The sequence below is a fragment of the Pseudoalteromonas sp. SCSIO 43101 genome (assembly GCF_023650775.1).
Classification (GTDB): domain Bacteria; phylum Pseudomonadota; class Gammaproteobacteria; order Enterobacterales; family Alteromonadaceae; genus Pseudoalteromonas; species Pseudoalteromonas apostichopi.
In genome coordinates this window covers 2083828-2107149 of record NZ_CP072673.1, presented here as the reverse complement: position 1 = coordinate 2107149, position 23322 = coordinate 2083828, and the positions used below count along the sequence as shown (strand labels likewise).

Here is a 23322-nt window from a genome sequence, read left to right as displayed (position 1 = left end):
AGGCGTGGGGTTTAAACCTCACGCCTTTTTTAGTCTAAGGTACGCACTCATTAACTAACTTCGTTAGTTAATGGTAAGCCTTGGCTTATTTCATTAGCACTTTGTAGTGTGGTGCAGGCTATTTCGCTAAGCGCTTCTTGGGTGAAGAAGCCTTGGTGGCCTGTCACTAACACATTCGGAAAGCTAATAAGGCGTGAGAAAATATCGTCTTGCATGATTTCTTCGCGATGATCTTTAAAGAATAACTCTGACTCTTGCTCATACACATCAAGTCCTAAGTGTCCGAGCTTTTTAGACTTAAGCGCTTGAATACATGCTTGGCTATCGAGAAGTGCACCACGAGAGGTGTTAATTAACATAACACCGTCTTTCATTTTTTTAAATGCACTGGCATCAATTAAATGATGGGTGTGCTCGTTGAGTGGGCAATGTAAAGAGATGACATCACTTTGTGTGAGCAATGTGTCTAAATCACATAAAGTATAAGGGCCTTCACTTGCCATTGGGTCACAAACGAGTACTTTAGCCCCAAAGCCATTTAAAATATTCACTAAAGCTAAACCGATTTTGCCACAGCCTATAATCCCAATGGTTTTTTTAAACAGATTAAAGCCAAGTAAGCCGTTTAAATCAAAGTTACCTTCACGTACACGGTTAAAGGCTTTGTGGGTTTTACGGTTGAGCGTTAGCATTAGAGCAATACAATGCTCTGCGACAGCTTCGGGGCTATAAGCCGGGACGCGGCAAACCTTGATGTTATGCTCTTTGGCTGCATCAAGGTCTACATTATTAAAACCTGCACAGCGTAATAAGATTGCTTTTACGCCTACAGCTGCCATATCTGCAATGACGTGCTTGTCGACAGTATCGTTTACAAACACGCACACCGCATCGAAGCCTTTACAAAGAGGAGTTGTATTGATGTTTAAAGACTGCTCAAAATAACTGAGCGAAACAGAGTCAGCGAATTCAGTTAGATTCCTTTCAAAAAACGGTTGCTCATATTTTTGCGCACTGAATAAGGCCAGTTTCATCATTTAAATTACTCTCTATCACCATTTTGAGGGTTTCGGGTTTGGTACGCGGGGCATATCGCGCAACGAGTTGACCCTCTGAGTTTATAAGAAATTTGGTGAAATTCCATTTAATTGCGCGGTTTTGTGCAATTCCACGGGTATGACACTTTAAATGATTAAATAAAGGGTGGGCATCAGGGCCGTTAACTAATACTTTGTTAAAAATAGGAAAACTAACATCAAAGTGCTGCTGATAAAAAGCTTGTAGCTCATTGCCATCAAGGGGCTCATTGTGGCCAAATTGATTACATGCAAACCCAAGCACAGTAAATCCTTGCTGTTTATAGTCTTGATAGAGCTTTTCAAGGCTTGCCATTTGCACTGAAAAATTACATTTACTGGCAATATTGACGATAAGCGCTGTTTTTCCTTGTAGCGATTCAAGGCTAAAATTTTCACCAGATGCAAGCTGGGCGTTGAAACGATATATACTATCCATGTGTTACCTGTGTGTTTTTGACTGGTTTAAATGAACTTTTTTTCATTCGCTTTTTAGTTAATCGGTTGAGATAATGAAATTGTTACTAATTTATCACTCAAATAGGTCAGTTTTATGTCAATGAAAGTCGCCTTCATCGGATTAGGTGTAATGGGTTACCCAATGGCGGGTCACCTTGCTAACGCAGGTCACAACGTGACAGTTTACAACCGCACAACAGCTAAAGCGCAAAAGTGGGTTTCAGAATATCAAGGTAGTTATTGTGAAACGCCAAGTGAAGCAGCTAAAGGTGCTGATATCGTTTTCATGTGTGTAGGCAATGATGACGATTTACGTTCAGTTGTTTATGGTGAAAATGGTGTTCTTGTAAGTATGCATGAGGGGAGCTATTTAGTAGACCACACCACAACGTCGGCTGAAGTTGCACGTGAAGTAGGAGCTCAAGCTAAACAGCAGGGTATTGCATTTTTAGATGCGCCGGTCTCTGGTGGTCAAGCTGGTGCAGAAAATGGCGTGTTAACCGTGATGGTTGGTGGCGATGAAGCTGATTTTAATGTTGTTCAGCCTGTGATGGCTGCTTTTAGTCGCTTTAGCCAATTATTAGGCGAAGTAGGCTCTGGCCAACTTTGTAAAATGGTTAATCAGATTTGTATTGCCGGTGTGGTGCAGGGCTTAGCCGAGGGATTACACTTTGCAAAACAAGCCGGCCTTGATGGTGAAAAGGTCATTGAAACCATCTCTAAAGGTGCAGCAGGCTCATGGCAGATGGAAAACCGCTACAAAACCATGTGGGCTGGCGAATACGAATTTGGTTTTGCTGTTGATTGGATGCGTAAAGATTTAGGCATTGCTCTTGATGAGGCAAAGGCAAACGGCGCAACTTTGCCGATGACGGCAACAGTTGATCAATATTACGCTGATGTACAAGCTTTAGGTGGTGGCCGATACGACACCTCAAGTTTATTAGCGCGCATCGAAGCGTTACATAAAAAGTAATACCTATAAAAACGCGACAATGATTGTCGCGTTTTCAATTACATGCTTTGTGCGTAATTGTACAAGGCTTTTAAAATATGCAGATTTTTCTCGTTATCATCATTTTCATGAGCCAGATTCTCAAGTGTGATCATGAAATCTTGCCCACTAATTGATGGGTTATCTTCGCCATGCATGAGTTTGTTTTGACAATATTGGCGCCACTTTGCCAGTTCATCTTGGCTGAGTGTTTGAGGCCAGTTTCGAGCGCGATATCTAAATAATAAGGTAGCAAACTTTTTATCATCAAAATCAAGCTGCATTGAGGCTAATTGCTCAGGGCTTGCATCTCGAATAATGGCAAATTTAGCTTTATCAGCGTGGCTGGTAAAGCCATCATAAAGTTGATAGTCAGGGTTTGTTGTTTCGCCATAATCACGTTGTTCATTAAACACTTCGGTTACTTTGTCGCGAAGCTCAGTGTTGGCTTTTAAAATGGCGAGATTTTGTAAGCATTTTTCGCGGTCAATACCTAATCGAGCTGCATTTTCTGGTAATAAGGTTTTTGCTGGTGCGAGAATAGGGCATTTATTCAAATGCACGAGCTTTAAGCCTACAGGTGCTTCACCTTCACCAAGATCACTGTGTTTTGTGTAAAGACGCGTGCGCAGCTCTTCAACAGATAAATCTAATAAGACTTGCGGATCTTCAGTCAAATTAAAGCAAATAATGGCGTTTTTATTGACAGGGTGAAAGCTCATTGGAGCAATCCAGCTTGTGCAGCCTTGACTTGCCGGAATTCGCGATGAGGTGTGCACCAATGGTGTCATGTTAAACACATCGACTAAATCAGCCAGCGCTTTTTTAGAGCGTAAGCTAAAGAAAAACTGATATAGCTTAGGCTGCTTTTCTTTAATTAATTTAGCCAAGGCTATAGTTGCCGTTACATCACTTAATGCATCGTGAGCGGCAGCATGTTCAATGCCATTGGCAACAGTAAGGTGTTCAAGTTTAAAGCTCGGTGACCCGTCTTCTTTAAGCGGCCATTCAATGCCTTGTGGGCGTAACGCGTAACATGCTCGTACCAGATCAATGATATCCCAGCGGCTATTATTGTTTTTGTATTCGCGCTCGTAAGGGTCATAAAAGTTACGGTATAAGCTGTAACGCGTGACTTCATCATCAAAGCGAATGCTGTTATAACCCGCTACACAGGTGTTCGGTTGACTAAACTCAGCATGGATCTTTGCCATAAACTCAGCTTCAATCAAGCCTTTTTGCATCGCAACTTGCGGTGTGATGCCCGTTATTAAACACGCTTCAGGATGGGGCAAGTAATCAGCCGCTGGCTTACAATACTCAATTAACGGCTCACCAATAATATTTAAATCGAGATCAGTACGAATACCTGCAAATTGACTCGGGCGGTCTTTTTGCGGGCTTGCGCCAAATGTTTCGTAGTCGTGCCAGTAAATTGTTGGTTGCTGTTGTTCTGGATATGCCATGCATTAAACCTTGCTAAGCGTCGGGCCGCTTTGACTTATTTTTTGAATTAACAGAATTATGGCATAGAGGCTTGTTAGATTATAGGGCTAAAGGTGTCGAGGCTGTTCAGTGTATGTTTTAAATACATGGTTAGTATAAAAAATGGCCTAAAAGCCTAATTTTATGCTTATATAGAGCCTAGTCGTTAGTTTTTACCTTATTTGTATTTTAGTGGCTCGGTATTTGCTAACGAAAACTATCTTTAACAATGAAGGAACAAAAAAATGACTTTATCAGCTTTATTACTATCTACTTTAGCATTCGACGCTGTACCAGCTTCAACCAACTCAGTTGAGCAAATTAAAAATTCAGGTGGAATCATAATTCTTAACCCTAAGAAAAAAGAAGAAAATTTGAATAACTCAGGTGGAATCATCATTCTAAATCCTAAAAAGAAAGAAAACTAATATATAAAACCAGCCTAGAGCTGGTTTTTTTTCATCTAACATTCTAATATGAAAGAAAAAAGAGTTTTCGCCTGTGGAGTTTCTGCAAGAGCTTTATAATAAGTGGCTCGTTATTAAGCCATATACGGATACATTTTCTTTCCAAGCAGTAATCGCAACTAGTTACTTGATAGCTTTAGTTAATTCATTACGAAAAGCTCTAAAGGAAAAAGAATTTTTTAGTAACTTCATCACTATTGCAAATGTTTGCGCTAACTATTTGTTCACAGCTTTAATGATGGAATATGCTTTAGAGTATGTGAAAAATCATAATTCAGCAGCAAGCGCACAAAATGTCTATTTGGGATTTGTAATTGCAAATTTAGTCATGCTTTTTATGATGTATAAACTTCATACAATTTTTAGTTATAAATTTAATGATTTATTTTTCAAGATTTCAAAGCTTTTCTTTATTCTTACACTGTCTCACTTTATTATTTGGGTGAAATTTGTTGTTCTGGATTTGCAGCAAGAATTTGCCCAGATACATTATGTTTACAGCTTTATTGTGTTGTATATCAGCCTTGTACTATCATTTATAATGCTTTTTCCTGATGTATTACGGACCAAGTTTGGGTGTATAGTAACATTTAGTTTACCGAGGGATCGTAATGCTTGAACTAATTTATATAGCCATTGCTGTTTTAGCCATCTTGCTGATTGCAAGTACATGGTTGATCGCGCGCAAGAATATCTTTGAAGATCAAATCAGGTCAAAGTCTGTTGAGGTGGTTTGGTGCACGTTGCAAGCCGAGCACGAAACAGATATTAGCAAAGCAATTAAACTATTTAATAAAGCTGAAGAATTAAAAAATGAGGTTGCGGCTTTAATTGAAAATTCTCCAACAGCAGCTCATTTTAAATTGGTAGAGCCAATGGGTTTTGATAGTGAAAGCCTAAAGGAGTTATCGCTTGGAGAGTTACAGCGATACTATGATGAGAAAAACAACATTTCCGACATTTACGACAAAATGTACAAAGGTAAGAATTAATTAAAAAGCCAGGTTATTTAACCTGGCTTTGTATTTTTAGCTCTTTTTCTATTTGTTCAAGCTGAATTTCTGCAAGTTGACTAAGTGCTTCTTGAGTTTGATTATCACCCTTAATTAACCCCGCTATAGATAGCTTTTTTATGCTCTTGATAATACCGCTACTAACTGCTTCTAATAGTGGTCCATCGAGCGCGAGCGTTTTATGTTCGTAACCATTAAGTAATGAATCAAAGCTAACTTGCGTAGCTTTAGCTACTTTATCAATCAATTGATAAGGCACTGAAGCAAGTTCGATACTTTGCACACAAAAACCAGGCGTTAACGATAAATGTTGCTCTAACTCAGCATTGTTTTGCACCTCACAAAGCTTACATAAGCGCATAAAAATATCACTTACATGCTGTTGCTCGGCGCTGAGCGTTTGATTGAACATAGCATGTCCTTGCACTGCTTTTTTATTTATATTAAACGACTTTTAAAAAAATCTCATGCATAAAGTGATTGTGAGTTAAATTTTTAACTCATGAATAATGCTATTTGATGATACAAACCAATTCCAAGTAATACATTGAAAGGAAAGGTGATCCCTAAGGAACATAACATGGCTAAACCTATGTCTGCATCTGGAATAGCTGCTTTAATAGCCGCAGGAGCTGCAATATAAGAAGCGCTTGCAACAAGGCTTGCCAATATCACTACAGAGCCTAATTCCAGTTGTAGAGCTGTACCAACACCGACGCCAATGGCTCCTAATAGGTTTGGTGTTATAAGTGCGAATAATGCTAAACGCCAGTGATGCCATGGAATAGGGCGCAGTGTTTGCGCAGCCATTAAACCCATTTCCAGTAGGAATAATGCCAGAACAACTTTAAAACTGTTTGTTAAAAGGCTTGTTACTTGGCTACCTTGCTGTGTACCGTACATCATGCCGATAATTACACCACCAACAAGGAGTATCACGCTTTTGTTCGTCAGTGTTTCATGCCAAAGCGCTTTGAGCGAGAGGTTTTGCCCAGAGCCATTCCCAAGGCGACGGTATAGTAATAAGCCAACGATGATCGCTGGTAATTCAAGCATTACTAAATAAAGAGTGACTTCCGCACCAACATTTAACGAGTTAGATTCGGCATAAGCTAAAGCGACCGCAAATGTACCTGCACTTACTGAACCATAATGTGCAGCGATACTTGCACTATTAGCAACAGATAAATTAAGCAGTTTGTTTAAAACAGGGTAAAGCATTAGTGGGATCAAACCGCCAAGTAGTAAAACGGCACCCATTTCAGGTAAAAGTTGCCAATGCAAATTGCCATGCAGCACCATACCACCTTTTAAACCAATGGTGAGCATTAACAATAGGCTAAGGGTTTCATAAGTCGCTTGCGGAATCTTTAGGTCAGAGCGAAGTAATCCAGCTGTGAGTCCTAAAACAAAAAACATTACAACAATATCAGGCACTTTGTTCTCCTCTTGGTTAAAAGCGACGCTATTCTAATTAAAAATTCACATAGTAAATAATTAAATAAATGATAATATTTTATAGATAATTATCTATAGGTGTTTGTTAATGGACTTGAGACATATTTCTTTTCGTTTACTTGAAGTGTTTATGTGCGTAGTAAAAACACGCTCAATTAGTGAGACAGCAAGGCAATTACATTTAACTCAACCGACTGTATCGCAACAAATTAAGCGCCTACAAGAAACCGTTAATGAACCTTTAGTAATGGTTAACCAGCAGCGTCTTCATGTTACTGAAGCTGGCTTCGCGTTATTTCAAACTTGTCAGCAGGTGTTTGGTCATTTTGATGATTATCAAGATTACTTAGCTGAGCTCAGAGGTGGTGAGCGCGGTCGCTGTAAAATTGCAATTGTGAATACTGCACAATATATTTTGCCGAAATTATTAGGTCCTTATAGTAACTTACACCCTCATGTTGAGCTGCCACTTGAAATTGGTAATCGTGCTGAGGTGCTTGCTCGATTCGAAAGAGGCGAAGATGATATCTATGTATTTAGTCATCCCCCCTCATTAGAGCACGCCAAGGCTGGCCGGTTTTTACAAAATCCATTGGTATTTATTGCGCCAACTAATCACCCGCTTGTAAGTAAAAACAACGTTACATTGCATGATTTAATCTCAGAACGATTTTTACTTCGAGAGCAGGGCTCTGCCACGCGAATGCTGTTTGAAAGCGAGCTACAAAGTCGGGGGGTTGTATTAAGTAATACAGTGCAAATGGCAAGTAATGAAGCTATTCGTGTTGCTGTCGGCTCTGGCATGGGTCTGGGAGTCGTGTCTCGTCATGTCTTACCACCACACGATAGCAGCTTTTGTATGCTAAATGTGCAAGATGTGAACTTAGCGAGTCATTGGTATTTTGTGGTGCGAACCGATCGCCATTTGTCGCATGCTGCGCGAAATTTTTTAAAATTTGCCGAGTTAAATTTAGAGCAATGCTTAGACAAAGAGTGGGTAAATAATGAGCTGAGTCAGCTAAATGCGAGCATTAATGTTCAGCTAGAAAAAAGGCACCATTAAAATGCCATTGTCACAACTTGGTTTCGGCCATTTAATTTAGCTTTGTATAAACCTTTATCGGCCTTTGCAAGTAGTTCATTTACATTATTAGTACCCGACTTGTGGGTGATTATACCAATGCTAATAGACAGATTAATTTCTTGGTTGTTATGGTGAAAGCTATCGTTGTGGATGGCTAAGCGAATTCTTTCAGATAAAATTTCACCCTTAACTTGACTGGTATTGGGTAGTATTACTGCAAACTCTTCACCACCTATTCTAGCAACTAAGTCGTGTTCACGAAGCTGGCTTTTAATCTTGTTCGCAACCCATTTGAGTGCTTCATCACCTGTTTCGTGACCATGTAGGTCATTTACTCTTTTAAAGAAGTCGATATCAATCATCAAAGCACAGAGTTCTGTAAGGCTGCTATTTGCTTTTTCTAAATAATTGTTACTAATAGTTATAAATGACCGGCGGTTTAATAAATCAGTTAATGGATCGCGATTAGCAAGGTCACTCAATGTTTGCTCAGATTCTAGAAACATTATTAGTGGCCAAATCATGGCTGTTAGGGTAGTGATAATGATATGACTTATCAGAATAACAGCTATTATTTGGTTTAAGTCTATGTTTAACAAACCTAGATAATCAGAAAGTAGCAGCAAAAACTGTATAGCCATGATTAAAGAATGAATTACAAAGCATACCTTGAGTAATGCTAAATGCATAATGCGCTTCACATGTAGCTCTTTAAGCGCGAAAGCAGCATAACCAAAGCATACTGCAATGATGGCCGTTGTGAGCAACTGACTTATTGGCAGATTATAAAGAGGAAGTAATATGGCAGAAGATGAAACTAGCACGAATGCACATGCACTTTGGTATTTTTTGTCAGACTGGCAATAAGCATGAATTCCTAATATTGCTGATAATGGTGCTGCAATAATTAGTAAATCGGCCAGATAGTGCGTAATTAAAGGAAAGTTAATAATAGCTCGTAGAGAGGCTGTAATTTGTGCGCATACAAAAATTAGACACGAGCTTCCCCAGTATAAATAGCTTGATTGTTGCCTTAGAAAGTATAAAGACAGTAAGAAAGCCCCAATAATCACATTCAATAAAATTGAAATGCTGATTATGGTGGGTAATTGCATCATGATTTTCCCTGAATAATCACTCGACTAATATCAGGTTAATTATTATGTATTAGTTACCTCTAATCAACCTAGACATAGTAATTATATTTTTAGACTTTCTAATGCTGGTTTTAATGTCGGGTAGTGGAATCGATAATTATGGCTTAGTAGCTTATTAGGGAGCACAAATTGACCGTAAAGCAGTAGATCAGACATTTCACCCATCATCATTTTTAACACCCAACTAGGCATACGCAACATAGCCGGACGCGAAATGACATTAGCTAATGTCTGGCTAAATTCATTATTATCAACAGGGTTAGGTGCAGTCGCGTTTATTGGCCCATGGATATTTTGATGTGAGAGAACAAAAAGGATTAGTTGGATCATGTCATCAATATGAATCCATGACATTCCTTGCTTTCCATGGCCTAATGGCCCACCTAAGCCAAACTTAAAAGCAGGAAGCATTTTACCAAGTGCACCACCTTGCTTAGCTAACACGATACCAGTACGAAGTAAGCACACCCGGGTTTTATCAGAATGTGCTTTCGTAGCTGCATGCTCCCAGTCTCGACAAAGAACGTGACTAAATTCAGGGTAAATATCATTGAAGCTCTCATCAATCGGCTGATTATCTTGTCGTCCATAAAAACCAATAGCACTGCCTGAGATAAATGTATGGGGTGGAGATTCACATCGGCTAATTGCTTTAGAGATCTGTAAAGTAAGATTAATTCGACTATTAAGTAAAGTTTGCTTTTGAGACTCGCTCCAACGTTTATTAACGATAGGTTCACCAGCTAAGTTGATGATGGCATCAATTTCTTCAAAATTAACTTCATCTAGTGACTTCACAGTATGCACTTGATGAGTCAGGATTACGGCTGCTTGAATTGGGTTGCGAGTAAGTACAGTGACTTTATGATGGTTTAATAAGAAAGGGCACAAATGTCTACCAATAAGGCCTGTTCCACCGGTTAAAAAAATATGCATAGTGCTACCTTAATGAAAGTGCTGTGTATTTTTTATACATTCTGATGAGTGTTTTTGCAAATTTATACGGATAAAGCAGTAATTTAGATTACTCTTTTTTTTCACCTTCTTGATAAATGTGATAACTCTTTTTAGGGTGTCTTTTAGATTTGTACATCGCCAGGTCAGCGAGTTCGAGTAGTTGCTTATACTCTGTACTGTGATCTGGGGCTAAGGCTACTCCAATACTAATTGAAATATTTATTGTGTGTTGTTCCAGCATAAAAGGATGATTGAAGCACTCCAATAGATGATCAATCATTGCATCAATAAATCTGCTTTTGGCTATATTATGCGTAACAATAACAAATTCATCTCCTCCATAGCGATATACATCATCATCGGCTCTAACAGATGAAGTAATGCGTTTTGCGGTTTCTATTAGTATTTGATCACCGATTAGATGACCATATTCATCATTAAGTTGTTTAAACTTATTTATATCAATGAATATAACCGCAAGCTTATTTTTTTCGGAGCAAAGGTTGATAGCATGCTTTAATGCTGGTTTTAATTCTGTACGGTTTAAAACTCCTGTTAGGTGATCGTGACTTGCCTGAAAGTTTAATTTTCTCGTTCGTTCATAAACAATGTCACTCATGCGTACAAAGCGTTTTATCAAGTAGCCTATTTCATCGTGGATATCAATTGTTAAAGCTTTCGGCTTTTCGCCTTTTTCAACCTGTTTGGTAATGTGTATTAATAGTTTGAGGGGTTTTAAAAGCTTAGAATTTATATAAAAGGCGCAAAACAATAATAAGATAATGGCTAGTGGAATTTGCATAGTGACGAAACGCGTAATAAAAATTTTGGATTCTTGGTATTCAGCATCTTGTTGTTCTAGTTTTGCTCGTGCCGTATCTTGAAATAGTTCAATCTGCGTGCGGATTTGATCCATAAACTGCTTACCTTTATTAGTTAACACAACGACTTTTGCTCTCTCAAGCGCAGAGGGTGTGCCCTGCAAAACAAGTTCAACAGTTAATGCCAACTCAGCTAGCTTTTTACTTATTAGTTCATCAATTAATGCAAGTGTATTCTTTTGCTCTGGGTTGTTTATGGTTAGCTTATTGATGTTTAGAAAATGTTCTTTTACTTGATCAAGAGCAGAGTAATAGGGCGTTAAATAACTGATGTCTTGTGTTAATAAATAGCCTCGTTGACCTGTTTCAGCGTTTATGAGTTGCTTGTAAAGCTTTTCTGACTCATCAAGTACATCATGAGTGCGGATCACTGTTTCAAGCTTAGCCTGACCCTCTTTATCTAATAAATAGATGATAAAGGTATTAGCTACTATCACTAATAAAACAGTTGACAGTAAAAGGGTGAATTTGGCTCTAAGTGACATTGAAATGGTAAGTGCCTACAATTACTAACTTTAATAATAAAGTATTGACTAAGCATAGAGTTTTGCCAGTTTATCAATAAAAATAGTCATTTTAATGATATTTTATAACGTATTTGGCAAGTTTAGGCTGTTTACCTCTTTTTAAGTGAATACTCAATAAATTATTGATATGCTGTTTTGACAATATGTAGTTTTAAGTAACAAGGAGTGACTGTGAACTTTCTGCGCCAATTTCACGATATAGTATCCAACCAAGAAATTGATTTTTCAAACAAAGTAACCAAGCTGTTAAAGTTTGGTTTAGACGTTTTTAATCTTGAGTTTGCTATTGTGAGTCGGGTAGATGGTCAGGTTTATACGGTCATTCATGCTCTTACTCCTGATAATGCGATTGCTGTTGGTACGCAATTTGATGTCTCGGGAACTTATTGTGCTCATACCCTTGAAGCCAATAAGGCGCTCTCATTTCATCACGCTTCAAAAAGCCCTATTGCAGAGCACCCTTGTTATGTCAATTTTCAACTCGAATCATACATTGGCGCCCCTATTTTTGTTGGCAAAAAAGTATTTGGTACCGTTAATTTCTCAGCACCTAATGTATCAAAACCGTTCAATGAAGAATCACATGATTATGTTGAGCTATTTGCTCAGTGGCTAGGCAATGAACTGGCACGTAATGCATCGTCTGAACGGTTATTAAAAAAGAACTATATGTTAGCGCAAGTTGAAGAAGTTGCTCGTATTGGTTCTTGGGAGTTCGACCTGCTAGAAAATAAGCTGTACTGGAGTAAACAAACTAAAGCCATCCATGAGGTTCCTGCTGATTATGCACCTAACCTCGAAACTGCTATTAAGTTTTATAAAGAAGGCGAAAGTCGTAATGCAATACAACAAGTTGTTAAAGAAGCGGTTGAGCTAGGAAAGGATTGGAATCTTGAAATTGAATTGGTTACGGCTAAAGGTAATATTGTTTGGGTGTCAACCTATGGTGAAGCAGAATTTGAGAACAACCAGTGCGTTCGATTAATCGGGACATTTCAGGATATTACTAAAGAAGTATTGCTGCGCGAAGAGCTCAAAAAGCAAAAAGCTGATGCACTGCGAACACTTGAAGAGCGCAGCATCTTGCTGGCCAAAATTAGTCATGAATTGCGCACGCCGCTCAATGGTATTGTAGGCATGCTTACGACACTTCTATATGAAAAGTCAGAGCAAAAACGTGAAGAAAAACTCAAAGTTGCACTGCGAAGTGCTGATATTTTGTTAAACATCATTAACGAAGTACTCGACTTTTCTAAGATAAATCATGGTGAACTCAAATTAGAGCCTAGCCACTTTTTATTAAAAACAATTTTTGTTGATTTAGCGTCGTTATATTTACCTTTATATCAAGAAAAGAATCTTAATTTTGAGGTCGATATTGATATTAGTGATGAATGTTGGACTTATTGCGATAATACTCGTATCACTCAAATTTTGTCTAACTTACTTAGCAATGCATTAAAGTTTACTGAGCAAGGTACTATTAAACTAAACGTATCGGCTAAACCGCAAAATGGCGATGTGATCTTAAATATGCGAGTCAGCGATACAGGCATTGGTATGACTGAAACCTTTATGAAATCACTGTTTTCGCCTTTTACCCAAGAGCAAGATAAAGATCGTAATAAAGGCGGAACAGGCCTAGGTCTTGCTATTGTAAAAGAGCTCATTGACTACATGGGTGGCACGATAAAGGTCAGTAGTGAATACCAAAAAGGCAGTTGCTTTGATATTCAATTACCTCTAAAGCTTGGGCAGCCACAATCACATGATACGCTACATGCCAGTGATATCGACTTTTCAACCTTGCCTTTATCGATATTAGTTGTTGATGACAACCAAATTAATCGCTTCGTGTTGAAAGCTCATTTAGAGAAGTTGGGCTTGACTGCTGATTATGCTTGCGATGGAATTGATGCGGTAAATAAGTGCAAACAAAATAACTACAACTTGATTTTTATGGATTGTGTTATGCCTGAAATGGACGGTATTGAAGCAACACGGGTTTTGAGAAATGAAAAAATATGCCCGACAGATAAATCTTTTATCATTGCTTTGACTGCAAATACCTCTGCGGATGATAAAGCTGCCTGTAAAGAAGCAGGAATGGATTTATTTGTTTCTAAGCCAGTTAAAAATACGGCCATTGAACAAGCAATTGCGAGTGCAAAAGAACATTTTTTAATCTAGCTAACTGTGGTTGGCTTATGATTCAACTGCATTGGGTATTTTCTATATTGTAAATTTATACTTACTTTAGGTAATTTCCAAATTTAACCTATACTTTTAACGGGCTTAACATATTGGGAATGCTAAATGGACCACTCTGATAACCGCCGAGATTTTCTTAAAACGTTAGGGGCTGGTGCTGTTGCATCAACACTTGCTTTCAAAGTCCCCTATGTATTCGCTAAAAGCACTCCTACTATTAGAGTGATGGGCACCCATGTTACGTTACAAGAAGAACTTAGGCAAAAAGCCATGCTTGAGTTGGGTATTAATATTGAGTTTACGCCAATGGGCAGTGCAGCTGTGTTGCAAAAAGCGGCTGCAGATCCAAGTAGCTTTGATTTATACGAGCAATGGTCAGATTCAATTAACATTTTATGGCAAGCTGGCGCTATTCAACCTATAGAAACTGAGCGGTTAAGGTATTGGCATGAAATTAACCCTCTTTCTAAAACAGGAAAAATTGCTCCTGACGCTAAATTAGGTGCTGGTGATTCACCTAATAAACTGCTTTATGTACAAGCAGATGGCACGCTTTCAACTACACCAACTAATGCAATTAGTTTCATGCCTTATGTGCATAACGTTGATTCCTTTGGTTACAACACACAGTTCATAGAAAAGGGTACCCCATACGAAACAGAGTCATGGTCTTGGTTACTCGACGAAAAGAATAAAGGCAAAGTAGCGCTAGTAAATGCACCAACTATCGGTATTTTTGATGCGGCATTGGCTGCCCAAGCGCAAGGCCTGATGACGTTTAAAGATATGGGAAATATGAGCATTAGTGAGATTGATCAGTTGTTCGCAATCTTGCAACATAAGAAACGAGAAGGTCACTTTGCTGGATTTTGGACTTCGGTGCCGCAATCTGTAGACTTCATGAAAATGAAACGAGTCACTATTCAAAGCATGTTTTCGCCAGGTGTTAGTGCATGTAAAGGCCAAGGTATTCCAGTTGTTTATGCTTCCCCCAAAGAAGGCTATCGTGCATGGCATGGGGTAATGTGTTTATCTGCAAATACCCAAGGGTATGTTAAAGATGCTGCCTATGAGTACATGAATTGGTGGCTGTCGGGCTATCCGGGAGCGTTTATCGCAAGGCAAGGGTATTACATTTCTAACCCAGAGCGCAGCAAGCCACTGATGTCAAAGCCTGAATGGCAATATTGGTACGAAGGGCAAGAAGCATCCATTGATTTACGAGGAACAGACGGAAAAATTTCGGTTCAAGCTGGTCAGGTACGTGATGGAGGTAGCTACATTAAGCGCTTTTCGAACATAGCAGTATGGAATACGGTTATGCCTAATTATGATTACAGTTTAGATAAATGGTATGAATTACTAAATTCATAAGGAAGTACTTTGCTGACATTTATTTCTCGGTCATTAGCGGCCAAGGTGTTATTAGCGTTGACGCTAGTTTTACTTGCAATGGGAGCGAGTTACATTGTTCTGAGTAAACGGCTACAAAGCATTGAAGCTTCTATTAACGATATAAGCCGTATTAGTAACTATGCAGTTGGGATTTTGCGCATCAACAAGGATATTGTTGAAATGCAGCGAGATATCTCGGTTTATGGGGTTTCAGGAAGCAAAACAGTATTCAGTAAAATAATAGAAAACTTTAAAAGTATAAAAGTACGCTTAGAGAGTGTCGATTTAAAAAGTGACGAACTTGAAAACCAAGTTTACCTAGACTCGATGACACAGCTTATAACCAGGTATGGCGATAATTTGAGTGTGCTTGCTAAACGTTATGAGATAAAAAAAGAGCTTACCGACGACAAACTTCCTAATATTTATTTCCAAGCCATTAATTATCTAAACACCCTTAAATTAAACACTGCTTCAAGCGAAGAAAAGTTAGCTATCTCAGAGCAGCTGAACGTTTGGCATGAGTTACATCGAGATGCCTCATTGTTTCTAGCGAAAAAAGATTACTCTAAAAGAGCAGCGGTTAATAAAGCGCTTACTGTCTTATCAAATAACAGACTATCAAACACTAAATATATTAAAAGTAGTGAACTGGCTACAGCGTATCAAGAAGTATTTTCCAAGGGAGTGCAAGCTAATAGAAATTACTTGAGTTTAGTAAATGTTGTTATGGCTGGAGATGCAATTGAATTCAGTACACTCGCAGATAAGCTGCGCGAGCAATCCTTGACTCGATTACAAAAAATAAAAAGAGAAGCGCAAGATATAGTAATAAAGGCAGATCAAACACTTCGTTTTCTTTCTATAGGTATACTGATTTATATCATCGGGCTTGCTGCATTTTTCCACCTACAAATAACTCACTCAATAAAGCGTTTAACGATTAGCTTTCAACACTTTTTAGGAGGTGACTTATCTGCTCCTATTTATGATTTAAATCGTAAAGACGAAATTGGTGTGCTTGCAACTGCGGCAGATAGATTTCGGGTGTTAAGCCAAGACCTTACCCAAGCCAAGAAAACGGCAGAACACACCACCAAAGTGAAATCAGAATTTTTGGCAAATATGAGCCATGAAATTAGAACCCCTATGAATGGCATTTTAGGAATGGCGCGGCAGTTAAGCCGTACCAGTTTGTCTCATGAACAAATGAAGATGCTTAATATAATACAATCTTCAGGGGCAGGTTTATTGGTAATCATCAACGACATTTTAGACATAAGTAAGATTGAGGCGTCTAAAATTGAGCTAGAGTCTGTGCCTATACATTTAAATTCGCTACTAGATGAGCTACAACATTTATTTAAAGAGCAAGCTCAAAATAAACATATCAACTTCAATATCTCTATTGCCGAAGCACAGCAAGATTGTATTTTCTTTGCCGATGAAACCCGTTTAAAACAAGTGCTAATAAATCTATTAGGGAATGCGATTAAATTTACCGAAAAAGGAAGTGTTTCGCTTGATATAAGAATTAATCGAGGTCAGAGCGACAATCTAAAGATCAAATTCTCTGTGGTTGATACGGGAATTGGCATCGCGAAAGAAAATCTCAGCAAGCTTTTTGAAGCGTTTTCGCAAGCTGATACGTCAATTACACGGCGCTTCGGTGGCACAGGGCTTGGATTGGCTATATCAAGTAAATTACTAAATTTGATGGATGCTCCTTTGCATGTAGAAAGTGATTTAGGGCAGGGCTCTCACTTTTATTTTGAGTTAAAAACAACACAGGTTTTTGAGCAGTCTGAGTTTGAAGCCGCAAATATACAAGAAGCCGAAGAGGAACAGGCAGACTTTTCATCACTTAATGTACTTGTAGTCGAAGACAATGATATTAACCAGGTCGTTATCGAAGCCATGTTGAATGAGTTCGGGATAAGAACTATAAAAATAGCAGGGGATGGTGAGCAGGCCGTAGCGCTATGTAAGGAAAATAGTCAGCAAAACAACTTTGATATTATTTTTATGGATATGCAGATGCCTGTACTTGATGGCCCTCAAGCTACCGTATTGATTAGAAAAATCCCCGCTTATGAAGATACGCCCATTATTGCATTAACAGCCAATGTGCTTGAGGCGGATAAGCAGCGATGTTTTGCAGCGGGAATGAGTGATTTTATTGCTAAACCAATAGACTACCAATGTGTGAAAACAGTTTTATTCAAGTGGTGTTTTAATGAGAATGACCGCTCTGAAAAGCAATCAAATTAGTGAAAACCTAACAGGTTCGTTAGTCACGAGAGCAAAAAAAAGAGTTATCTCTTTCGCGAATAAGCGCTTTGAGATAACTCTCTTATAGCTAGTTAACTAGATAAATAAGATTTAAATAATTAAACAAGCTTAGCTAGAATGTCATTGAATGTTGAACTTGGACGCATTGCTTTAAATGCTAGCTCATCATTAGGTTGGTAATAACCACCTACACTCATAGCTGGACCTTGTGCATCGTTTAATTCATTAACGATTTGGTCTTTTTGAGACTCAAGATCAGCAGCAATTTGTGTGAACTGTGCTTTTAATTCCGCATCATCATTTTGTGCAGCAAGTTCTTGTGCCCAGAATAACGAAAGGAAGAAGTGCGAACCACGGTTATCAATCTCTTTCACTTTACGTGAAGGTGATTTGTTTTCAGCTAAGAATGTGCCTGTTGCTTTATCAAGTGTGTCAGCAAGCACTTGTGCTTTCTTGTTATCTGTATTAACCGCTAAATGCTCTAAAGAAGCAGCAAGCGCTAAGAACTCACCTAAAGAATCCCAACGTAAGTGATTTTCTTTTTCGAATTGTTGAACGTGCTTAGGCGCTGAACCACCTGCACCAGTTTCGAATAAACCGCCACCATTCATAAGTGGAACGATTGAAAGCATTTTAGCACTTGTACCAAGTTCAAGAATTGGGAATAAGTCAGTTAGGTAGTCTCGTAAAACGTTACCAGTTACTGAAATAGTATCTTTACCTTCTTTGATACGATCTAAAGAGAATTTAGTCGCTTCAACCGGCGCTAAGATATGGATCTCAAGACCATCAGTATCATGTTGAGGTAGATACGTGTTTACTTTTTTGATTAACTCAGCATCGTGTGCACGATTTTCGTCTAACCAGAAAACTGCCGGTGTGTTAGTTGCGCGAGCGCGGTTAACAGCAAGCTTAACCCAATCTTGGATTGGCGCGTCTTTTACCTGACACATACGCCAGATATCGCCTTGCTCAACAGCATGCTCTAGTAAAGTTGTACCAGCAGTATCAACAACACGGATAGTACCTGCAGCAGCTACTTCAAACGTTTTGTCATGTGAACCGTATTCTTCAGCTTTTTGTGCCATAAGACCAACGTTAGGTACGCTACCCATTGTTGTTGGATCGAATGCACCGTTTTCCTTACAGAAATCGATAGTTGCTTGGTAAACACCAGCGTAACAACGATCTGGAATTACAAAGCTTGTGTCTTGTAATTTACCTTCGCTATTCCACATTTGACCGCTAGAACGAATTGCAGCAGGCATTGATGCATCGATGATCACATCACTTGGCACGTGAAGGTTAGTAATACCACGATCAGAATCAACCATAGCGATAGCTGGGTTGTTTTCATAAACCGCTTGGATATCTGCTTCAATTTCAGCTTTTTTAGCTGCATCTAGGCTTTCGATTTTTGAGAATACATCGCCGAAGCCGTTGTTTACGTCAACATCTAGCTCTTTGAAAAGATCAGCGTGTTTTGTGAATACGTCTTTGAAGAAAACTTTTACAGCGTGACCGAAGATGATTGGGTCAGACACTTTCATCATAGTTGCTTTCATGTGTAATGAGAACAACACGCCTTTGTCTTTTGCTGTTTGAATTTCTTTAGCAAGGAAAGCTTGAAGCTTAGCTGCGCTCATGCATGAAGCATCAATTACTTCACCAGCCAGTAATGGTGTGCTTGCTTTAAGCACTGTGATGTCACCATTTTGTGCAACATGCTCGATACGTACGTCAGTAGCTTCTGCAACAGTGATTGATTTCTCAGAACCGAAGAAGTCACCTTCTTCCATGCTTGCAACGTAAGATTGAGAATCTTTGCTCCATACACCCATTGAATGTGGGTTGTTACGAGCATACTCTTTAACTGAACTAGGTGCACGACGGTCAGAGTTACCTTCACGAAGTACAGGGTTTACAGCAGAGCCTTTGATTTTGTCGTAAGTTGCTTTAACTTTCTTTTCTTCATCAGTTTTTGGCTCAGAAGGGTAGTCTGGTAACGCGTAACCTTTTTCTTGTAACTCTTTGATTACTGCACGTAGCTGAGGGATAGAAGCACTGATATTAGGTAGTTTGATAATGTTAGCTTCAGGTGTTTTTGCCATTTCACCTAATTCAGCAAGTGCATCATCAATACGTTGATCTTCAGTTAAGTACTCAGGGAAGTTTGCAATTACACGACCCGCTAATGAAATATCGCGAGTTTCAACTTCAACACCAGCAGCGTTAGTGTACGCTTGGATGATTGGTAACAATGAATACGTCGCAAGAGCTGGCGCTTCATCTGTTTTAGTATAGATAATTTTTGATGTCATCATCATTCCTAGATAGTTGGCGTAATGTTTGGTAATGACTGCTAACAGTAACCCTTAATTAGCCATATTCAACAATGCAATAGATAGCTTTGAAATACCAAGCTTAAAATTAAGTGCCTTGATAAAACAACAGCAAGCAGTCTGTTAGCTGTTGCAACTCAATACAAAGTATTAAAATAACCACAGCTGACAGACTGTAAAATTCTTATAGCTTAAATAAGCAAATTATGAAATTAGCCAAAAGCCTTACGTCAAAATGACGAAAAAGCTAAATTTAAGCAACAAGAGTGTAACAAGCTTGGCTCTAAAGGGCTAATAACAATTAAAGAATTGGGGTTAAGAAATGTAATTTCAAGAGAAGTGTAAGGATATATTTAGAGCAGAAGAGTAAGCGAGGAACTTAACAAGGTCTCTCGCTTGATACTCGAATAGATTTTACCTAGGAGATTTCATCGTTAGGCGCAATATTCGTTGCGTGTAACCCTTTTGGACCTTGTTGCAATTCGAATGTTACATCTTGACCAGCTTTAAGTGTTTTATAACCGTCCATTACAATCGTTGAGTAATGAGCGAATATATCAGTCTCGCTGCCGTCTTCTACGATGAAGCCAAAACCTTTGGCATTATTGAACCATTTGACTTTTCCACAAGCCATACTTCTACATCCTTCTATAAGTTGACTAATTTAGTTATTCTAAACCGTGTAATTTGCTAGACTGACTAATGATTAATCAATCTATATTTGACTGTAGTTTATTTAGCCAGTCAGTCAAGTGTTTTAGACTATTTTTTAACAATTTATTTATTTTTTTATTCAAGTTTGCTTGAGTTCTAAAGACAAGACTATATTTAATTATGAGTGGCATGAAAGATTCTGGTGTTATTGAAACAGTTCGCGATAGTGAAAAGCAAAAATTGCAACCACCGCGAAAATATAAAGTCATTTTAAATAATGACGATTACACGCCTATGGACTTTGTGATAGAAGTACTAATGACGTTTTTTAATATGGATAGCGATAGAGCAACAGATGTGATGCTTCAAGTTCATCATAATGGTAAAGCGATATGCGGTGTGTACAGCGCTGATGTAGCTCATACCAAAGTTGAACAAGTCAATCGTTACGCACGAGACAACGAGCATCCACTGCTTTGTAGTTGTGAGCAGGAATAAATACCAAGGTGGGTGATCAATTAGCCCGTCACAACGGTATATAAATATTATCTCAGTAAGGGGTTGCCAATGCTAAACAAAGACTTAGAACTAACCTTGAATGCGGCGTTTCGCGAAGCGAGAACACGTCGTCATGAATTTATGACCGTCGAGCATCTTTTACTTGCACTGCTCGATAACCCTTCTGCTGGAGAAGCGTTAAACGCCTGTGGCGTTGATATGAGCGCATTAAAAGTTGAGTTATCAGATTTTATTGATGAAACAACACCGGTGATTCCTGATCTTGAAGAAGACAGAGAAACACAACCGACGTTAGGTTTTCAGCGTGTATTACAACGCGCTGTATTTCACGTGCAATCATCAGGGAAAAACGAAGTAACTGGTGTTAACGTGCTGGTTGCAATTTTTTCCGAGCAGGAAAGCCAAGCAGTTTATTTACTCAAAAAATCAGACATTAATCGTTTAGATATTGTTAACTTTATTTCACATGGTATTTCTAAAGCAGATGATGATATCGGTGGTGAAGACCATGATGATATTCATGATGAAGTACAAGAAGTACAAGGTGAAGAACCGACTAAGCTTGAAAACTTTACCACTAACCTGAATCAGCAAGCTATTGATGGCAATATTGATCCTTTAGTGGGTCGTGACAACGAAGTTGAACGTACGGTGCAAGTTTTATGTCGCCGTAAGAAAAATAATCCACTATTGGTTGGTGAAGCTGGGGTGGGTAAAACAGCGATTGCTGAAGGCCTTGCTTATCGTATTGTGAACAAGGAAGTACCTGAAGTGATTGCTGATGCAGTAGTTTACTCACTGGACATGGGTGCATTATTAGCGGGGACCAAATATCGTGGTGATTTTGAAAAACGCTTTAAATCACTATTAAAAGAGTTACAAGCTAAACCAGGTTCAATTTTATTCATTGATGAAATTCATACCATTATTGGTGCCGGTGCGGCATCGGGTGGCGTAATGGATGCATCAAACTTAATCAAGCCACTACTTTCAAGTGGTAAGCTACGCTGCATGGGTTCGACAACTTACAACGAGTTTAAGAACATCTTTGAAAAAGACCGTGCTTTAGTTCGTCGATTCCAAAAAATTGATGTGCTTGAACCAAGTGTTGCTGATACCACTAAAATTCTTAACGGCTTAAAAGAGCGTTATGAAGAACATCACGGTATTCGTTATACACAAAAAGCTTTAAAAGCCGCAGCAGAACTGAGTGCTAAATACATTAATGAACGTCACCTACCTGATAAGGCAATTGATGTCATCGATGAAGCAGGAGCTAATCAGCGTCTACAGCCTGTATCGAAGCGTAAGAAAACCATTGGTGTGGCTGATATTGAACTAATTGTGTCAAAAATGGCTCGTATTCCACAACAAAGCGTTTCTTCAAGTGATAAAGAAACACTGAAAAACCTTGACCGCAACCTGAAGATGCTGGTGTTTGGTCAAGATCAGTCAATCGATGCGCTCACTTCGGCAATACGTTTATCGCGTTCTGGTCTTGCAAACGAAGATAAACCGGTTGGTTCATTCTTGTTCGCTGGCCCAACAGGGGTTGGTAAAACAGAAGTTACTAAACAGCTTGCTAAGTGTATGGGTGTTGAGTTTATTCGCTTTGATATGTCTGAATATGTTGAAAGGCATGCGGTAAGTCGACTAATCGGCGCACCTCCAGGTTATGTTGGTTTTGAACAAGGTGGTTTACTTACTGAAGCTGTGATCAAAAACCCACATGCAGTTGTACTATTGGATGAGATAGAAAAAGCGCACTCAGATATTTATAATATTCTGTTGCAAGTAATGGATCATGGAACACTGACAGACAATAATGGCCGTAAAGCCGATTTCAGAAATGTGGTTGTAGTGATGACAACCAATGCAGGTGTTCAGGAAACAGTCCGTAAGTCGATTGGTTTCACTGAGCAAGATCACTCTCACGATGCAATGACTGAAATCAATAAAGTGTTTTCACCTGAATTTAGAAACCGTTTAGATAACATTATTTGGTTTAATCACCTTGAAAAAGAAGTTATTTTGCAAGTGGTTGATAAGTTTATTGTCGAATTGCAAGCACAACTTGATAAGAAATCAGTTAATCTTGAGCTAACTTCAAAAGCAAGAGAGTGGTTGGCTGACAAAGGCTATGATAAAGCTATGGGCGCGCGTCCAATGGCCCGTGTTATTCAAGATGAGCTTAAAAAGCCTCTAGCAAATGCAATTTTGTTTGGTGAGCTAGCTGATGGTGGTTCGGTTAAGGTATCGGTCAAAGATAAAAAAATTCATTTTGATTTTGAGACCAACCTAGAAACTGCTTAGCCTAATAAGTTAAGTACAAACAAAAAGCCCAGCTAATG

20 protein-coding genes are annotated in these 23322 nt (G+C 38.7%); 10 read left to right on the top strand and 10 right to left on the bottom strand.

From position 1 onward, the window contains the following. Positions 1-50: 50 nt before the first annotated feature. Together J8Z25_RS09790 and J8Z25_RS09785 are read right to left on the bottom strand one after the other, a co-directional pair. Positions 51-1034 (bottom strand): 2-hydroxyacid dehydrogenase, encoded by a 984-nt coding sequence (locus J8Z25_RS09790; protein WP_250662027.1) that lies wholly within the window; start codon positions 1032-1034, stop codon positions 51-53. Then, positions 1000-1515 carry a glutathione peroxidase gene (locus J8Z25_RS09785; protein ID WP_130051309.1) on the bottom strand — a complete coding sequence of 172 codons (516 nt, stop codon included), beginning with the start codon at positions 1513-1515 and terminating at the stop codon, positions 1000-1002. Before J8Z25_RS09785 ends, J8Z25_RS09790 begins: the two co-directional genes overlap by 35 nt. Before the next feature lie 114 nt (positions 1516-1629). Between J8Z25_RS09785 and J8Z25_RS09780 the strand changes: the two genes are divergently transcribed. Continuing rightward, a complete protein-coding gene (locus tag J8Z25_RS09780) occupies positions 1630-2511 on the top strand; it encodes an NAD(P)-dependent oxidoreductase (protein WP_130051310.1) in 882 nt (293 codons plus the stop codon). Positions 2512-2549: 38 nt separating this feature from the next. Here J8Z25_RS09780 and sbcB read toward each other — a convergent pair whose 3' ends face one another. Next, positions 2550-3995: an exodeoxyribonuclease I gene (gene sbcB / locus J8Z25_RS09775; protein WP_250660977.1), complete on the bottom strand. Its 1446-nt coding sequence runs from the start codon at positions 3993-3995 to the stop codon at positions 2550-2552. 264 nt (positions 3996-4259) lie between these two features. On the opposite strand from sbcB, the gene J8Z25_RS09770 reads away from it, so the two are divergent. The 3 genes from J8Z25_RS09770 (at position 4260) to J8Z25_RS09760 (ending at position 5473) form a co-directional block, all read left to right on the top strand. Next, complete coding sequence (locus tag J8Z25_RS09770; RefSeq protein WP_250660976.1) at positions 4260-4442, top strand: hypothetical protein; 183 nt, start codon at positions 4260-4262, stop codon at positions 4440-4442. A gap of 73 nt (positions 4443-4515) precedes the next feature. Beyond that, positions 4516-5100, top strand: a complete 585-nt coding sequence (locus J8Z25_RS09765; RefSeq protein ID WP_167657825.1) for a hypothetical protein — start codon at positions 4516-4518, stop codon at positions 5098-5100. After that, positions 5093-5473, top strand: coding sequence for a hypothetical protein (locus J8Z25_RS09760; RefSeq protein ID WP_130051313.1), 381 nt, complete (start codon positions 5093-5095; stop codon positions 5471-5473). Before J8Z25_RS09765 ends, J8Z25_RS09760 begins: the two co-directional genes overlap by 8 nt. 13 nt (positions 5474-5486) lie before the next feature. Here J8Z25_RS09760 and J8Z25_RS09755 read toward each other — a convergent pair whose 3' ends face one another. Further along, positions 5487-5906 (bottom strand): hypothetical protein, encoded by a 420-nt coding sequence (locus J8Z25_RS09755; RefSeq protein ID WP_239977618.1) that lies wholly within the window; start codon positions 5904-5906, stop codon positions 5487-5489. 83 nt (positions 5907-5989) lie between these two features. Beyond that, the gene (locus tag J8Z25_RS09750; protein WP_250660975.1) at positions 5990-6931 is read right to left on the bottom strand and encodes a sodium-dependent bicarbonate transport family permease; all 942 of its coding nucleotides are present in this window, start codon (positions 6929-6931) and stop codon (positions 5990-5992) included. Positions 6932-7040: 109 nt separating this feature from the next. Here J8Z25_RS09750 and J8Z25_RS09745 point away from each other — a divergent pair, with 109 nt between their 5' ends. Next, a complete protein-coding gene (locus J8Z25_RS09745; protein ID WP_130051316.1) occupies positions 7041-8015 on the top strand; it encodes a LysR family transcriptional regulator in 975 nt (324 codons plus the stop codon). Here the strand turns inward: J8Z25_RS09745 and J8Z25_RS09740 are convergent. The 3 genes from J8Z25_RS09740 to J8Z25_RS09730 all read right to left on the bottom strand — a co-directional run bounded on the left by J8Z25_RS09740 (position 8012) and on the right by J8Z25_RS09730 (position 11516). Next, on the bottom strand, positions 8012-9154 hold the full coding sequence (locus J8Z25_RS09740; RefSeq protein WP_250660974.1) for a GGDEF domain-containing protein: 1143 nt from the start codon (positions 9152-9154) through the stop codon (positions 8012-8014). The two genes, J8Z25_RS09745 and J8Z25_RS09740, sit on opposite strands and share 4 nt — an antisense overlap. 81 nt (positions 9155-9235) lie before the next feature. After that, positions 9236-10129: a TIGR01777 family oxidoreductase gene (locus J8Z25_RS09735; RefSeq protein WP_130051318.1), complete on the bottom strand. Its 894-nt coding sequence runs from the start codon at positions 10127-10129 to the stop codon at positions 9236-9238. Positions 10130-10217: 88 nt separating this feature from the next. Next, positions 10218-11516, bottom strand: coding sequence for a diguanylate cyclase domain-containing protein (locus tag J8Z25_RS09730; RefSeq protein ID WP_250660973.1), 1299 nt, complete (start codon positions 11514-11516; stop codon positions 10218-10220). Between the two features lie 213 nt (positions 11517-11729). On the opposite strand from J8Z25_RS09730, the gene J8Z25_RS09725 reads away from it, so the two are divergent. The 3 genes from J8Z25_RS09725 (at position 11730) to J8Z25_RS09715 (ending at position 17435) form a co-directional block, all read left to right on the top strand. Further along, complete coding sequence (locus tag J8Z25_RS09725) at positions 11730-13748, top strand: hybrid sensor histidine kinase/response regulator (RefSeq protein ID WP_250660972.1); 2019 nt, start codon at positions 11730-11732, stop codon at positions 13746-13748. A gap of 126 nt (positions 13749-13874) precedes the next feature. Continuing rightward, entirely contained in the window at positions 13875-15143 is a 1269-nt protein-coding gene (locus J8Z25_RS09720) for an ABC transporter substrate-binding protein (protein WP_250660971.1), read from the top strand. A gap of 9 nt (positions 15144-15152) precedes the next feature. Next, positions 15153-17435 carry an ATP-binding protein gene (locus J8Z25_RS09715; protein ID WP_250660970.1) on the top strand — a complete coding sequence of 761 codons (2283 nt, stop codon included), beginning with the start codon at positions 15153-15155 and terminating at the stop codon, positions 17433-17435. Positions 17436-17554: 119 nt separating this feature from the next. Here the strand turns inward: J8Z25_RS09715 and J8Z25_RS09710 are convergent, their stop codons facing one another. Together J8Z25_RS09710 and cspD are read right to left on the bottom strand one after the other, a co-directional pair. Further along, complete coding sequence (locus J8Z25_RS09710; RefSeq protein ID WP_250660969.1) at positions 17555-19777, bottom strand: NADP-dependent isocitrate dehydrogenase; 2223 nt, start codon at positions 19775-19777, stop codon at positions 17555-17557. Between the two features lie 439 nt (positions 19778-20216). Then, positions 20217-20432, bottom strand: coding sequence for a cold shock domain-containing protein CspD (gene cspD, locus J8Z25_RS09705; protein WP_036968098.1), 216 nt, complete (start codon positions 20430-20432; stop codon positions 20217-20219). Positions 20433-20641: 209 nt separating this feature from the next. On the opposite strand from cspD, the gene clpS reads away from it, so the two are divergent. Beyond that, on the top strand, positions 20642-20950 hold the full coding sequence (clpS, locus tag J8Z25_RS09700) for an ATP-dependent Clp protease adapter ClpS (RefSeq protein WP_175580379.1): 309 nt from the start codon (positions 20642-20644) through the stop codon (positions 20948-20950). A gap of 69 nt (positions 20951-21019) precedes the next feature. Next, positions 21020-23284: an ATP-dependent Clp protease ATP-binding subunit ClpA gene (clpA, locus tag J8Z25_RS09695; protein ID WP_130051325.1), complete on the top strand. Its 2265-nt coding sequence runs from the start codon at positions 21020-21022 to the stop codon at positions 23282-23284. Positions 23285-23322: the final 38 nt, after the last annotated feature.

Bases quoted from the DNA above. Each gene is read 5' to 3' on its own strand.
- J8Z25_RS09760 (WP_130051313.1), top strand. From the start codon at position 5,093: ATGCTTGAACTAATTTATATAGCCATTGCTGTTTTAGCCATCTTGCTG.
- cspD (WP_036968098.1), bottom strand. From the start codon at position 20,432: ATGGCTTGTGGAAAAGTCAAATGGTTCAATAATGCCAAAGGTTTTGGC.
- J8Z25_RS09710 (WP_250660969.1), bottom strand. From the start codon at position 19,777: ATGACATCAAAAATTATCTATACTAAAACAGATGAAGCGCCAGCTCTT.
- J8Z25_RS09730 (WP_250660973.1), bottom strand. From the start codon at position 11,516: ATGTCACTTAGAGCCAAATTCACCCTTTTACTGTCAACTGTTTTATTA.
- J8Z25_RS09780 (WP_130051310.1), top strand. From the start codon at position 1,630: ATGTCAATGAAAGTCGCCTTCATCGGATTAGGTGTAATGGGTTACCCA.
- J8Z25_RS09720 (WP_250660971.1), top strand. From the start codon at position 13,875: ATGGACCACTCTGATAACCGCCGAGATTTTCTTAAAACGTTAGGGGCT.
- J8Z25_RS09755 (WP_239977618.1), bottom strand. From the start codon at position 5,906: ATGTTCAATCAAACGCTCAGCGCCGAGCAACAGCATGTAAGTGATATT.
- clpS (WP_175580379.1), top strand. From the start codon at position 20,642: ATGAAAGATTCTGGTGTTATTGAAACAGTTCGCGATAGTGAAAAGCAA.
- sbcB (WP_250660977.1), bottom strand. From the start codon at position 3,995: ATGGCATATCCAGAACAACAGCAACCAACAATTTACTGGCACGACTAC.
- clpA (WP_130051325.1), top strand. From the start codon at position 21,020: ATGCTAAACAAAGACTTAGAACTAACCTTGAATGCGGCGTTTCGCGAA.
- J8Z25_RS09785 (WP_130051309.1), bottom strand. From the start codon at position 1,515: ATGGATAGTATATATCGTTTCAACGCCCAGCTTGCATCTGGTGAAAAT.
- J8Z25_RS09790 (WP_250662027.1), bottom strand. From the start codon at position 1,034: ATGAAACTGGCCTTATTCAGTGCGCAAAAATATGAGCAACCGTTTTTT.
- J8Z25_RS09745 (WP_130051316.1), top strand. From the start codon at position 7,041: ATGGACTTGAGACATATTTCTTTTCGTTTACTTGAAGTGTTTATGTGC.
- J8Z25_RS09770 (WP_250660976.1), top strand. From the start codon at position 4,260: ATGACTTTATCAGCTTTATTACTATCTACTTTAGCATTCGACGCTGTA.
- J8Z25_RS09735 (WP_130051318.1), bottom strand. From the start codon at position 10,129: ATGCATATTTTTTTAACCGGTGGAACAGGCCTTATTGGTAGACATTTG.
- J8Z25_RS09740 (WP_250660974.1), bottom strand. From the start codon at position 9,154: ATGATGCAATTACCCACCATAATCAGCATTTCAATTTTATTGAATGTG.